This is a genomic window from Burkholderia sp. MSMB617WGS (assembly GCF_001532025.2).
In the GTDB taxonomy this organism is placed as follows: domain Bacteria; phylum Pseudomonadota; class Gammaproteobacteria; order Burkholderiales; family Burkholderiaceae; genus Burkholderia; species Burkholderia savannae.
The window spans coordinates 1,023,943-1,036,117 of sequence record NZ_CP013458.1 but is presented as its reverse complement, the minus strand read 5'-3'; the positions used below and the strand labels follow the sequence as shown (position 1 = coordinate 1,036,117).

General features: G+C 67.0%; 13 protein-coding genes and 1 pseudogene. 6 read left to right on the top strand and 8 right to left on the bottom strand.

What is annotated here, in order from left to right; genetic code table 11:
* Positions 1-65: 65 nt before the first annotated feature.
* From WT60_RS25040 to WT60_RS25005, 8 genes and pseudogenes are all read right to left on the bottom strand, one after another.
* The gene (locus tag WT60_RS25040; protein WP_059670670.1) at positions 66-794 is read right to left on the bottom strand and encodes a glutathione S-transferase; all 729 of its coding nucleotides are present in this window, start codon (positions 792-794) and stop codon (positions 66-68) included.
* A 203-nt stretch (positions 795-997) separates the two neighbouring features.
* A pseudogene (locus tag WT60_RS25035) lies at positions 998-1,147 on the bottom strand (MFS transporter); the annotation flags it as partial.
* A 105-nt stretch (positions 1,148-1,252) separates the two neighbouring features.
* A complete protein-coding gene (locus WT60_RS25030; RefSeq protein WP_236860922.1) occupies positions 1,253-1,810 on the bottom strand; it encodes a semialdehyde dehydrogenase in 558 nt (185 codons plus the stop codon).
* A 125-nt stretch (positions 1,811-1,935) separates the two neighbouring features.
* Complete coding sequence (locus WT60_RS25025) at positions 1,936-2,793, bottom strand: SDR family NAD(P)-dependent oxidoreductase (RefSeq protein WP_060355961.1); 858 nt, start codon at positions 2,791-2,793, stop codon at positions 1,936-1,938.
* Between the two features lie 161 nt (positions 2,794-2,954).
* Positions 2,955-3,800, bottom strand: coding sequence for an SDR family NAD(P)-dependent oxidoreductase (locus WT60_RS25020; RefSeq protein ID WP_038753257.1), 846 nt, complete (start codon positions 3,798-3,800; stop codon positions 2,955-2,957).
* Positions 3,801-3,856: 56 nt separating this feature from the next.
* On the bottom strand, positions 3,857-4,426 hold the full coding sequence (locus tag WT60_RS25015; RefSeq protein ID WP_038753255.1) for a TetR/AcrR family transcriptional regulator: 570 nt from the start codon (positions 4,424-4,426) through the stop codon (positions 3,857-3,859).
* A gap of 335 nt (positions 4,427-4,761) precedes the next feature.
* A complete protein-coding gene (locus WT60_RS25010; protein ID WP_038753253.1) occupies positions 4,762-5,232 on the bottom strand; it encodes a cupin domain-containing protein in 471 nt (156 codons plus the stop codon).
* Between the two features lie 190 nt (positions 5,233-5,422).
* Positions 5,423-6,037 carry an HAD family phosphatase gene (locus WT60_RS25005; RefSeq protein ID WP_060355962.1) on the bottom strand — a complete coding sequence of 205 codons (615 nt, stop codon included), beginning with the start codon at positions 6,035-6,037 and terminating at the stop codon, positions 5,423-5,425.
* A gap of 190 nt (positions 6,038-6,227) precedes the next feature.
* On the opposite strand from WT60_RS25005, the gene WT60_RS25000 reads away from it, so the two are divergent.
* The 6 genes from WT60_RS25000 (at position 6,228) to otnI (ending at position 12,164) form a co-directional block, all read left to right on the top strand.
* Positions 6,228-6,932 (top strand): FCD domain-containing protein, encoded by a 705-nt coding sequence (locus WT60_RS25000; RefSeq protein WP_059670684.1) that lies wholly within the window; start codon positions 6,228-6,230, stop codon positions 6,930-6,932.
* Between the two features lie 79 nt (positions 6,933-7,011).
* On the top strand, positions 7,012-7,902 hold the full coding sequence (gene ltnD, locus WT60_RS24995) for an L-threonate dehydrogenase (protein WP_038753249.1): 891 nt from the start codon (positions 7,012-7,014) through the stop codon (positions 7,900-7,902).
* Positions 7,903-7,924: 22 nt separating this feature from the next.
* Positions 7,925-9,244 (top strand): 3-oxo-tetronate kinase, encoded by a 1,320-nt coding sequence (gene otnK, locus WT60_RS24990; RefSeq protein WP_060355963.1) that lies wholly within the window; start codon positions 7,925-7,927, stop codon positions 9,242-9,244.
* Positions 9,241-9,882, top strand: a complete 642-nt coding sequence (locus WT60_RS24985) for an aldolase (RefSeq protein WP_059670675.1) — start codon at positions 9,241-9,243, stop codon at positions 9,880-9,882. The genes otnK and WT60_RS24985 overlap by 4 nt, the downstream gene beginning before the upstream one ends.
* A gap of 102 nt (positions 9,883-9,984) precedes the next feature.
* Positions 9,985-11,307: an MFS transporter gene (locus WT60_RS24980; RefSeq protein WP_059575900.1), complete on the top strand. Its 1,323-nt coding sequence runs from the start codon at positions 9,985-9,987 to the stop codon at positions 11,305-11,307.
* A gap of 80 nt (positions 11,308-11,387) precedes the next feature.
* A complete protein-coding gene (gene otnI / locus WT60_RS24975; RefSeq protein WP_059575902.1) occupies positions 11,388-12,164 on the top strand; it encodes a 2-oxo-tetronate isomerase in 777 nt (258 codons plus the stop codon).
* Positions 12,165-12,175: the final 11 nt, after the last annotated feature.

Genomic DNA, 12,175 nt, shown 5'->3' with positions numbered 1-12,175 from the left:
GCGCCGCCCCGCCCGACACGCGCCGACGATCGGCGAGCACGGCATGCCGATCGACGCGCCGCCGCTCATCGATCCAGCTCGGCGTAATGCCGGAAGATCCCCTGCTCGTTGAACGGAATGCGCCGACCGGACGCCAGATAGCGCGCGATCGGCGGATGCTGCGCGATCCTGTCGTGCAGCTCGACCAGCCCGGCATGCTTCTTCTCGATACGCGCCATCGCCTTCGGAAACGCGTAGCGCAAACCCTCGATCAGCTGGAACATCGACAGATCCACATACGTCAGGCCGCCGCCCGCCATGTAGCCGCTCTTGTGCGGATTGCGCGCGAGCACCTTGCCGAAATAGCCGAGGAACTTCGGCAGCCGATGCTTGATGAAATCCTCCGCCCGCATCGCGGCTTGCGCTTTCTGGTCCTCGTAATACAGGCCGCTTGCGATCGGATGGTGACTGTCGTGAACCTCGACGACGAAATCGGACACCGTCAGCTGCAATTGATGCGTCCACAGCCGCCCTGCGTCGTCGCGCGGCGCGAGGTGATGCCGCGCGCCGAGGAACAGCAGGATGTTGGCCGTTTGCCCGATGATCTGCTCGCCCGCCTTGAGGAACGGCGGCGCGAACGGCAGGCATTCCAGCGAATCGCTCTCCAGGAGCCCCATCATCGCCGACACGCCCAGGCCCTTGCGCGGCGATTCGCGCGCGACGTCCACGTATTCGGCTTCGGCCGCCTCGAGCGCGAGCCGCACGAATTCGCCGCGCCCCTGGATGTCCGGCCAGTAGTAAAGCTCGTAGCGCATGCTGCCTCCCTTTCGTTGCGTGAAAGACGTTCGAACCGGCACTCGGCTTCGAATTTCGCGGCCGAGCATCGCGGCTCGCCCCGCAAACGGAAAACGACAGTCTAGGCGCAAACCGCGGCCGACGTAGTCATGACGCGGCGGCCGCGCCGGCCGCGGCGTTCGGAAGGCCCGGGCAAACGGCACCCGCGATCCGCCGCCGCGCCCGCATACGCGAGCGCGAAGCATGCCCGCGCGCGCTCGACGATCGCGGGCAGCGCGATCGTCGGCGACAGCAGCATGCCGACGACGAGGCAGGTCTTGCGTGCGGCGGCGGCGCTCCAGCCGCGCCGGAATTGGCCATCGGACACATAGCCGCGCCACTGCTCGTCGTTGAAATCGATGTACCAATTCAACCCTGAGCGACCCTTCGGGATGGCATCCTGACGATGGCTGTTTCCCGAGCACACCGGCCGTTCGCGTTACGCCCGTGCGCTGGCCAGACGATGGATCGCGGCCGGCGTCAGAACGCGCTGGGGCACCCCGTGGCGCGCCGCGTTGAGCATCGCATCGCCAACGGCCCGGGTGGTCAGGACGCTGGCGGGTGAAATTCGCCGAAGCAACAGCAGCAGCGGTTTGAGTGCGACGTACATCCAGCGATACGAAGCCGTGCGCGACTGAATGCCGCTCTCAGGCAGGATCGCGGATGGGCGGAAAATGACCACTTGCCGGAATGGCAGTCGCTGCAGCGCATTCTCGATTTGGCCGCGAACGCGAGCCCACATGCTTCGGCCTTGTTCACTGCTGTCGGCGCCGGCGCCGGATACATAAACCATCGTCATGGCAGGGCTCACGCGAAGCAGTTCCCGGGCGACATTGAGCGTGAGGTCGTAGGTTACCGCGCGATAGGCGGCCTCGGACAAGCCGAAAGACGACACCCCTGCGCAGAAAAAGCAGGCGTCGACACCGGCGAACGTGTCGTCCATGGCCCGAAAACTTGCGAGGTCGGGCAAGGTGAATACCTTGACCCGCGGGTCCACGCCCCCCCTCCAGCGCGCGCCGGCCGATGACGATGATTTCGGCGATGTCCTCCGCTGCGAGGCAGGCACGCAATACACCCTGGCCGACCATGCCGGTCGCGCCGATCAGTACGACGCGCATGCGTTCACTCCGCGGGCCATTCGAGCGGTGCCGCGCCGAAATCGGCTGCAAGCGTCACGGCCTTCCAGTTTTGCCCGGTCTCGCGGCGGACGTCCTCCTCGGCTTCGACGACCTGCCAGGCATCCGAGCCAAGCACCAGCCGCGCCGGCACGAATTCACGCGAAGCCAGCATGACGATCAGTTTAGCGACGCGCTCGGGATCTCCCACTTCATGGCCCACGTACGCGTCGATCAGCGCCTTGAACCCGGCCATCGATTGCTGATAGTCCCGGGGAAGGTCTTGCAGTGTCGAACGCGCCTCGTATCCCCATTCGGTGCGCATGCCGCCTGGTTCCAGCGTGCAGACGCGGATGCCGAACGGTGCGAGTTCCTTGCCGACGACATCGCTGAATCCGCCGACGGCCCATTTCGCCGACTGGTAAGCGGAGAGTCCCGGGCTGCTGATGCGGCCGCCCGCCGATGAAATCTGAAAGATGTGGCCGCTGCCCTGCGAGCGCATCACCGGAATGACTGCGCGCGTGAGGTTGACCACTCCAAAAAGATTGGTTTCGAACTGTGCGCGGAAATCGTCCGAAGACGTGTACTCGAACGGCTGGATATGGCCGTAACCGGCGTTGTTGACGAGTGCGTCCAGACGCCCGAACCGGCGCACCGCTTCGGCTACGGCGCGCTTTGCCCGCTCCTCGTTGGTCACGTCCAGCTCGAACGTCGCCAGACGCTCGCCGTGACGCGCCTGCAAATCGGCGAACCGCGAAGTGTCGCGCGCGGTGGCCAGAACCATGCCGTCGTCCTGCAAGGCGGCCTCGAGAATGGCGCGGCCGAGCCCTCGGGACGCGCCGGTAATCAACCAGACTTTTGACATGATCGTAGAACCTCCGTTATGCGCCGACATCCGCGCGATGAAAATGAAATGGCATGAATGGAGAAGCGCCGTGCCTCGCCCATGCAATCAGGCGTCTGCCGGGCCCGACCGCTGCCGCGCTCGTGGCGTGCGGCGATCTTTCGGGCGGGCCGCGGCAATGGTTACTGGGGATTGAATCCCGCCTTGCCTTCGAACATCACCGAACCGGCGAGGTCCTTTTGGGCCTGCAGCGCGGCGAGGCTCCGGCTATAAGCGGCTTCGAGCACCGCGTAGGCGTCCCCGCCGAGGACGGTGCGCAGCGGCGGCTCCGGCAACTGGCTGATCGCATAGATGGCGCCGGCCATTTTCACGGGATCGCCCGATGCGTATTCATCGCCGACCGCCTTGATCTGCTGGCGCAGCTTGCCGACCACGCCGTCCTTGTAGCAGGCGAGTTCGTCGGTCCAGCGAATGTTGGCCACGAAGCCCGTCTTGATGGAGCCCGGTTCGACGATGAGGGTCTTGATGCCGAATTCGGCCACTTCCTGGCTCACCGCTTCCGCAAAACCCTCGAGGCCGTATTTCGCAGCGTGATAGAGCGAGCCGCTCGGGAAGGCGGCGCGTCCTCCGACACTGGTGACATGGACGAACGTGCCGTGCTTTCGCGCGCGCATCGCGCCGAGGAAGGCGCGCGTGATGTGGATGGGCGCGAGCAGATTGAGCGCGATCTGCTGCTCGATGTCGGCTTCGGTCATTTCCTCCATTGCGCCGATGACGGCGCCACCCGCGTTGTTGACGACCACATCGACATCGGGATGGCGCGCCGCGACGGCCTGCACCTGCTCAGGACGGGTCACGTCGACCGACTCCACTTCGAGCGCATCGGGCCAGGCTTCCTTCAGCGCCTGCAGCGCTGCGACTCGTCGCACCGCGGCAACCACACGATGCCCGTCGGCGAGCACTTTTTCGGTGAGGGCCAAACCGAGCCCGCCGGATGCTCCGGTAATGAACCACTTCTGACTGCGCATGATGATTGCTCCCTCCAATATTGAGCGCGTACGCGCTCACTTAAAATGCAAAAAAATTACTCCGTGACAGCTCGCCACGCGGCACGAAACCCCAGTTGCCGATGACGTTCGGCACCCTCGGGTTCCCTGTCGACGTACTCGATCGTGATGTCGGCAATGCGCTCGATCACGGCGTAAAGAAACGCAATCGGCGCATCGGCAAGCACGCCGTTCTGCACCGCGTCCTCCATCATCCGGGACACGGCCAGGAACGGCTCCATGCCTCGTGCCCGCGTTCCTTCCTGCAGCACTCCCGAAGCCGACAGCTTCGAAAGCGCAAGGCGCCCGGCCGCATTGGCCAGCCCCCAGCCCACGTAACGCTGGAAGATGTGTTCCATGCGAAGCCGGTAGCTCGCGTTATCCGGATAGTCTGGCATGACATAATCGGCCAGCTCGTTTTTGAGGTGCAGGTACAGTTCCTGGAACAGGACTTCCTTGTTCTCGAAGTAGGTGAACAGCGTTCCTTCCGCGACTCCCGCGCCGCGGGCGATGCTCGCCGTGCTCGCCAGCACGCCTTGGTCGGCAACGGCCTGCGTCGCCGACAACAAAAGGGCATTGCGTTTTTCCGGGCTCAGAGGGCGCGCCATCGTGGTTCGAATCGAACAAGAGTGAGTACGCGCTCAATTATAGACGACATTCGAGATCGAGGCAAACTGCCCAGATTGCCGTGGCGAAGGCTTTAGACGCCCGCGCCGCGCACCGGGGACTGGGGACTGGGGACTGGGAACTGGGAACTGGGAACTGGGGACACTACCTCCGCTGCCGGCCGAATGCCGCCGGAGCCGGAAAATGGCGGATAGCCCCCCATGACAGCCAGATGCCAAGGAATCAATCGCAACCGCCAATCAATCGACGCGACAACGGCATGCCAATTCCCAAAGCGCCCAAAATCCGCCGTTGCCGTACGTAGCCTCCGTCGAATTCACACCGCACCGTCGCCCTCCAACTCCACATACCCCTCCACCTCCCCCGCCACAAACAACCGCTTCCCCAACCGCGGATAATCACAGACATCCTGCTCCAACCGCTGCCCCGCCGCGATGAATACGAGGGGTACATCCCCCGAGTTCTTCAGCACATGCGCCGGCCCGCGCTGCGCGAACCCCAGAAAATCGCCCGGCCCGACCGGAAACGTCCGTTCGCCGATCGTCGCCTCGCCGTACCCGGACAGGATGTACACGCACTCCTCTTCGTAAAGATGCCGGTGGTACTCGGACGATTCGTGCCCCGGCATGATCGTGATGATCAGAAACCCGAACTGCGTGATCCCGGTCTTGTCGCTCAGCGGCTTCTTCAAGCGCACCGCGTTCTCGTTCAGCGTATGGACCGAACGCACTACGTCCATCGCTTCGATATCGGCGGCTTTCAGCAATTCCGGAGGGGTGTTCGGCATGATTGAGCTCGCTCCAATGGGGACAAGTTTGATGTGAGTAAAACAATCGCAACCAGGGCACCGCGCGACGCAACGCAATGAAGCGCGAGCGCCAAGCCAAGCCAAGCCAAGCACGGGCGCGATCTCGAACGCAAGCGAAAGCACGATTCGATTCGACTCGCCCAAACCGCGCCCGCCGGCCGCGCCGCACCTAGATCAACCGCCGCCGCTCCAGTTCGTCCGCCAGCGCCTGGGCGCTCACGAACTTGCATCCCAGCAACCCCGCCTTCACCGCGCCCTCGACGTTCGAATCCGCATCGTCGATGAACAGCGTCTCTTGCGCCGTCGCGCCGAGCCATCCGACGCATCCCAGGTAAGCCTGCGCATCCGGCTTCGCCGCGCCGAACGTCGCCGACGGATAGACGTCCGCGCCGAACACGCGCGCAACGGGCGGATTCAGATAATCGATGTAATCGGTCACGAGCCGGCAGTTGTTCGTCAGCACCGCGATCCGGCTGCGCTGCGCGACGCGCTCGGCGAGCGCGACGACCTCCAGGTTCGGCGTGATCGACGCCTTGCGCGCGATCAGCCAGTCGTCGCGACTCACCGGCGCGCCGAGCAGCTCGGCCAGCTCGCTCAGGTATCGGTCGACGCCGATGAGCCCCGCGTCGGCGCGCGCTTCGAGCCCCGACTCCCAGATCGCATGGCGCACCGCGTCGGGCGGCCGCCCCGTCAGGTCGGCCAGGCGCGCGGTGCGTGCGGCGCGGTCGTAGTCCGACAATACGCCCTCCATATCGAACAGGACCAGCTTGATCGGCGGCGTCATGCGGTCGGCCTCGCGTGGAGCGCCCGGAAGCGCCGCGCCGCCGGCGGGCGGCGGGTTCCGGGCAGCGGAAAACTTCTATTCTGGTCGCCCCGGCGCGGTTTCGCCAAAACCCATCTCCCAAGGGTTATCCCGAATGCCCACGTCAAATCAAAGTTGTATGATGACCACATCACCTTACAAAATGAACGCCATGTTCGAGAAAATTCCGACCCGGGCGATGAGCGACACGGTCGCCCAGCAGCTTCTGAAGCAGATCGAGATCGGCAGCTTCGCCGGCACCGGCAAGCTGCCGACCGAAGCCGTGCTCGCGCAGGAATTCGGCGTGAGCCGCACGGTGATTCGCGAGGCGATCTCGCGCCTGAAGAACGAGGGCGTCGTCGAGCCGCGTCAGGGCAGCGGCGTCTACATCGCGCGGCACGCGGCGATCCGCCCGCTGCGGATCGATTACGCGGAGGCGGTCGAGGCGAGCTCGCTGCCGCATCTGCTCGCGGTGCGTCGCGCGATCGAGGCCGAGGTCGCCGCCGAAGCCGCGCTCTGCCGCACCGACGAGGACATGGACGACATCGACGCCGCGCTCGCGAAGATCGACGATGCGGTCGCCGAAGGCCGCGACGGCGTCGCGGAGGACGTCGCGTTCCACCGGACGATCGCGAGCGTCACCGGCAATCCGTACTTCCTGAAGACGCTGAGCTTCCTGAATCAGTACCTCGAAGCGGGCGTGAAGGTCACGCGCGGCAACGAGGCCACCCGCGAGGACTTCTCGCGGCAGGTGCGCGAGGAGCACGCGGCGATCGCCGACGCGATCCGCGCGCGCGATCCGTCCGCGGCCCGCAACGCGGCCCGCGCGCACATGTACAACGCGGCTCGCCGTCTCGAGCAAGCCGGCATTTGCTGAGCCGCGCTTCGCGAGCGGCCGCACGGCGCGCGCGGAGCGCCCACGAACGAATCTAATCGAATCAGGAAGAAGTTTGACCATGTCACGGAATGTTGGAGTCATCGGATTGGGCGCGATGGGCCTGGGTGTCGCGCGCTCGCTGTTGCGCGCGGGCTTTCGGGTGCATGCGTGCGACGTGCGCGAGAACGTGCTCGCCGCGTTCGCCGCCGAAGGCGGCTTGCGCTGCGCGACGCCCGCCGAGCTCGGCGCGCGGTGCGACGTCGTGATCACCCTCGTCGTCAACGCGGAGCAAACCGACGCCGTGCTGTTCGGCGAGCACGGCGCGGCGGCCGCGATGCAGCCCGGCGGCGTCGTGATCTCGAGCGCGACGGTCGCGCCTGAGTTCGCGGCCGAGCTCGGCGCGCGGCTCGCGGCGGCGGGCGTGCTGATGCTCGATGCGCCCGTATCGGGCGGCGCCGCGCGCGCGGCGGCGGGCGAAATGACGATGATGACGTCGGGCCCCGCCGCCGCGTACGAAACGTGCGACGACGTGCTCGCCGCGATCGCGGGCAAGGTCTACCGGCTCGGCGGCGCGCACGGCGCGGGCTCGAAGGTGAAGATCATCAATCAGCTGCTCGCGGGCGTGCACATCGCGGCGGCGGCCGAGGCGATGGCGCTCGGCCTGCGCGAAGGCGTCGATCCCGACGCGCTCTACGACGTGATCACGCACAGCGCCGGCAATTCGTGGATGTTCGAGAACCGCGTGCCGCACATCCTGAACGGCGACTACACGCCGCTATCGGCCGTCGACATCTTCGTGAAGGATCTCGGCCTCGTGCTCGACACCGCGCGCCGCGCCAAATTCCCGCTGCCGCTGTCGGCCGCCGCGCACCAGATGTTCCTGAGCGCGTCGAGCGCGGGCCACGGCGGCGAGGACGACTCGGCCGTCATCAAGACGTTCCCCGGCATCACGCTGCCGGCGCGCGGCTGATTCTCCGGAGCCTCCCGTCGCCATGAACACCGATCACGCCTCTCGCCCCCTGCTCGGCTGCATCGCCGACGATTTCACCGGCGCGACCGATCTCGCGAACATGCTCGTCAAGAGCGGCATGCGCACCGTGCAGACGATCGGCGTGCCGGCCGACGGCGCGCCCGTGCAAGCCGATGCGATCGTCGTCGCGCTGAAATCACGCACGCTCTGCGCCGCCGACGCGGTCGCGCAATCGCTCGCCGCGCTCGACTGGCTGCGCGCGCAGGGCTGCCGCCAGTTCTTCTTCAAATACTGCTCGACGTTCGATTCGACCGACGCGGGCAACATCGGCCCCGTCGCCGATGCGCTGCTCGACGCGCTCGGCGGCGAGCGCGCGTTCACGATCGCGTGCCCCGCGTTTCCGGAGAACGGCCGCACGGTCTATCGCGGCCATCTGTTCGTCGGCGATGCGCTGCTCAATGAATCCGGGATGGAAAACCATCCGCTCACGCCGATGAAGGACGCGAACCTCGTGCGCGTGCTGCAGCGGCAGACGGCATCGAAGGTCGGCCTGATCCGCCGTGACGCGATCGCGCTCGGCGCGTGCGCCGTGCGCGAGACGATCGACGCGCTGCGCCGCGACGGCGTGCGGATTGCGATCGCAGACGCGCTGACCGACCGCGATCTGCACGTGCTCGGCGAAGCGTGCGCGGACCTGCCCCTCGTCACGGGCGGCTCGGGCGTCGCGCTCGGCCTGCCCGCGAACTTCCGGCTCGGCGGGCTCTTGCCCGAGCGCCGCGACGCGGCCGCGCTGCCGAGGATCGACGGCGCATCGGCGGTGCTCGCCGGCAGCGCGTCGAAGGCGACCAACGCGCAAGTCGCCGCGTGGCGCGCCGAGCGTCCGGCGTTCCGGATCGATCCGCTCGCGGCCGCGCGCGGCGAGCCCGTCGTCGAGCACGCGCTCGCGTTCGCGCGCGCGCATCTGCCGCAGCCCGTGCTGATCTACGCGAGCGCCTCGCCCGACGAAGTGAAACGGGTGCAACAGGCGCTCGGCGTCGAGGCGGCCGGCCATCTCGTCGAGGCGACGCTCGCCGCGATCGCGCGCGGGCTGCGCGAGATGGGCGTGCGCAAGTTCGTCGTCGCGGGCGGCGAAACGTCCGGCGCGGTCGTGCAGGCGCTCGACGTGAAGGCGCTGCAGATCGGCGCGCAGATCGATCCCGGCGTGCCCGCCACCGCGACGACCGGAGCAGGCCCCCGCGCGACGCTCGACGCCGAGCCGCTCGGCCTCGCGCTCAAATCCGGCAACTTCGGCGCGACCGATTTCTTCGACAAGGCGCTGCGCGCGCTGGAGGGCACGGCATGAGCACCGCCGAAGCGAAGCTGCGCGACGAGATCTGCGAGATCGGCGCGAGCCTCTACGCGCGCGGCCATGCGGTCGGCAGCGCGGGCAACATCAGCGCGAAGCTCGACGACGGCTGGCTGATCACGCCGACCGACGCGTGCCTCGGCCGGCTCGACCCCGCCGGCATCGCGAAGGTCGATCTCGCGGGCCACGCGGTGTCGGGCGGCAAGCCGTCGAAGACGCTCGCGCTGCATCGCGGCATCTACGCGCGCAACGCGCAAGCGCGCGGCATCGTCCACACGCATTCGACGCACCTCGTCGCGCTCACGCTCACGGGCGTCTGGAGCGAGGCCGACGTGCTGCCGCCGATCACGCCGTACTACGTGATGAAGGTCGGCCACGTTCCGCTCATTCGTTATCGCCGGCCGGGCGACCCCGCGGTGGCCGCCGAAGTCGCGGCGCTCGCCGATCGCGTGCGCGGCGTGCTGCTCGAGCGGCTCGGCCCGGTCGTCTGGGGGCCGTCGGTCGCGCACGCGTCGTACGCGCTCGAGGAGCTCGAGGAAACCGCGCGCCTGTGGCTGATGACGCATCCGAAACCCGAGCCGCTCGACGACGCCGCGCTCGCCGAACTGCGCGATGCGTTCGGCGCGCGCTGGTAACGCAGTTCAGCCCGCCGTGTGCGCGGGCCCATCCACCAGCACACGACAAAACGCACCGGCCGCGCACGCGGCCGGCGTCGACAACTCATGGAGACAGCGGAAATGATTCCCAGCCAAGCAGCCGCGGCCCGGCCGCTCGAGGCGGCCGGACAGGCCGAGCTCGATCTGACCTACAAGAAAGTGTTCTGGCGCATCGTGCCGTTCCTGATGCTCTGCTACGTGGTCGCGTACCTGGACCGCGTGAACGTCGGCTTCGCGAAGCTGCAGATGTCGCAGGATCTCGCGTTCAGCGAGACCGTGTTCGGCCTCGGCGCGGGCATCTTCTTTCTCGGCTATTTCCTGTTCGAGCTGCCGAGCAACATGCTGATGCACCGGATCGGCGCGCGCATCTGGATCGCGCGGATCATGATCACCTGGGGCCTGCTGTCCGCGCTCTTCGCGTTCGTGAAGACGCCGACGCAGTTCTACGTGCTGCGCTTCCTGCTCGGCCTCGCGGAAGCGGGCTTCTATCCGGGCGTGATCCTGTACCTCACGTACTGGTTCCCGACGCACCGCCGCGCGAAGATCATCGCGGTGTTCATGTCGGCGATTCCGGTGTCGGGCATCTTCGGCAATCCGCTGTCCGGCTGGATCATGGAGCGCTTCCACGGCGGCTCGGGCTTTCAGGGCTGGCAATGGATGTTCGTGATCGAGGCGGTGCCCGCGATCGCGATCGGCATCGCGACGATCCTCTATCTCGACAACAGCATCCGCAGCGCGAAGTGGCTCACCGAGCGCGAGAAAAAGCTGCTGACCGACGCGATCGACGCGCAGCCGCACGAGCGCGACAAGCACGCGCACTCGCTCGCGAGCGTGCTGCGCGATCCGCGCATGTGGTGGATGTCGCTGATCTATTTCACGTTCGTCACCGGCCAGTACGGGCTCACGTTCTGGATGCCGACGCTCGTCAAATCGACGGGCATCACCGATACGCTGCAGATCGGCCTGCTGAGCGCGATTCCGTTCGCGTTCGCGATCGTCGCGATGAACCTCTTCGGCCACAGCGCGGACAAGCGCCGCGAGCGCCGCTGGCACCTGATCGTGCCCGCGCTGATGGGCACCGCCGGCTTCTCGGTGGCCGCCGCGTACTCGCACAACACCACCGTGTCGATCCTGTTCCTGTCGATCGCCGCGGGCGGCGTGCTCACCTGCGCGCCGCTCTTCTGGTCGCTGCCGACCGCGTTCCTCGCGGGCACGGGCGCCGCGGCCGGCATCGCGATCATCAACTCGATCGGCAACCTCGCCGGCTTCGCGAGCCCCTATCTGATCGGCTATCTGAAGGACGCGACGAGCAGCACGTCCGCCGGCATGTACGTGCTCGCCGCGATGCTCGTGATCGGCGCGATCGCCGTGTGGCTCACGCCGGCGAAGCTCGTCAACCGATAATCGATCGTCGGCGGCGCGGCGCACGCCGGAATGCGCGCCGTGCCGCCCGCCTTTCAACCTCCGGACCTGGAACCGACGCCATGCCACGCTTCGCCGCCAACCTCACGATGATGTACAACGAGCACGCGTTCCTCGAGCGCTTCGCCGCCGCGGCACGCGACGACTTCAAGGCGGTCGAGTACCTGTTTCCGTACGACTTCCCCGCCGCCGAGCTGAAATCGCGCCTCGACGCGAACGGCCTCGTGCAGGCGCTCTTCAACGCGCCGCCCGGCGACTGGGCGGCGGGCGAGCGCGGCATCGCGTCGCTGCCGGGCCGCGAGGACGAGTTCAAGCGCGCGATCGACACCGCGCTCGGCTACGCGCGCGTGATCGGCAACGACAAGATCCACGTGATGGCGGGCCTGATCGCACCGGAGCAGGATCGCGCGAAGCACCGCGACACGTACCTGCGCAATCTCGCGCACGCGGCCGAAGCGGCGCGCGCGCAGAACGCGACGATCGTCATCGAGCCGATCAACCCGCGCGACATGCCGGGCTTCTTCCTGAACCGCCAGGACGACGCGCAGGCGATCTGCCGCGAAGTCGGCGCGCCGAACCTGAAGGTGCAGTTCGACTGCTATCACTGCCAGATCGTCGAAGGCGATCTGGCGACGAAGTTGACGCGCGACATCGCGGGCATCGGCCACATCCAGATCGCCGGCGTGCCCGAGCGGCACGAGCCCGACGTCGGCGAAATCCACTATCCGTATCTGTTCGAGCTGATCGACGCGCTCGGCTACGACGGCTGGATCGGCTGCGAGTATCGGCCGAGGGCCGGCACGTCCGAGGGCCTCGGCTGGCTCGCACCCTACCTGTAATCCCGCATTCT

Bases quoted from the DNA above. Each gene is read 5' to 3' on its own strand.
- WT60_RS25040 (WP_059670670.1), bottom strand. From the start codon at position 794: ATGCGCTACGAGCTTTACTACTGGCCGGACATCCAGGGGCGCGGCGAA.
- WT60_RS25025 (WP_060355961.1), bottom strand. From the start codon at position 2,793: ATGTCAAAAGTCTGGTTGATTACCGGCGCGTCCCGAGGGCTCGGCCGC.
- WT60_RS25020 (WP_038753257.1), bottom strand. From the start codon at position 3,800: ATGCGCAGTCAGAAGTGGTTCATTACCGGAGCATCCGGCGGGCTCGGT.
- WT60_RS25015 (WP_038753255.1), bottom strand. From the start codon at position 4,426: ATGGCGCGCCCTCTGAGCCCGGAAAAACGCAATGCCCTTTTGTTGTCG.
- WT60_RS25010 (WP_038753253.1), bottom strand. From the start codon at position 5,232: ATGCCGAACACCCCTCCGGAATTGCTGAAAGCCGCCGATATCGAAGCG.
- WT60_RS25005 (WP_060355962.1), bottom strand. From the start codon at position 6,037: ATGACGCCGCCGATCAAGCTGGTCCTGTTCGATATGGAGGGCGTATTG.
- WT60_RS25000 (WP_059670684.1), top strand. From the start codon at position 6,228: ATGTTCGAGAAAATTCCGACCCGGGCGATGAGCGACACGGTCGCCCAG.
- ltnD (WP_038753249.1), top strand. From the start codon at position 7,012: ATGTCACGGAATGTTGGAGTCATCGGATTGGGCGCGATGGGCCTGGGT.
- otnK (WP_060355963.1), top strand. From the start codon at position 7,925: ATGAACACCGATCACGCCTCTCGCCCCCTGCTCGGCTGCATCGCCGAC.
- WT60_RS24985 (WP_059670675.1), top strand. From the start codon at position 9,241: ATGAGCACCGCCGAAGCGAAGCTGCGCGACGAGATCTGCGAGATCGGC.
- WT60_RS24980 (WP_059575900.1), top strand. From the start codon at position 9,985: ATGATTCCCAGCCAAGCAGCCGCGGCCCGGCCGCTCGAGGCGGCCGGA.
- otnI (WP_059575902.1), top strand. From the start codon at position 11,388: ATGCCACGCTTCGCCGCCAACCTCACGATGATGTACAACGAGCACGCG.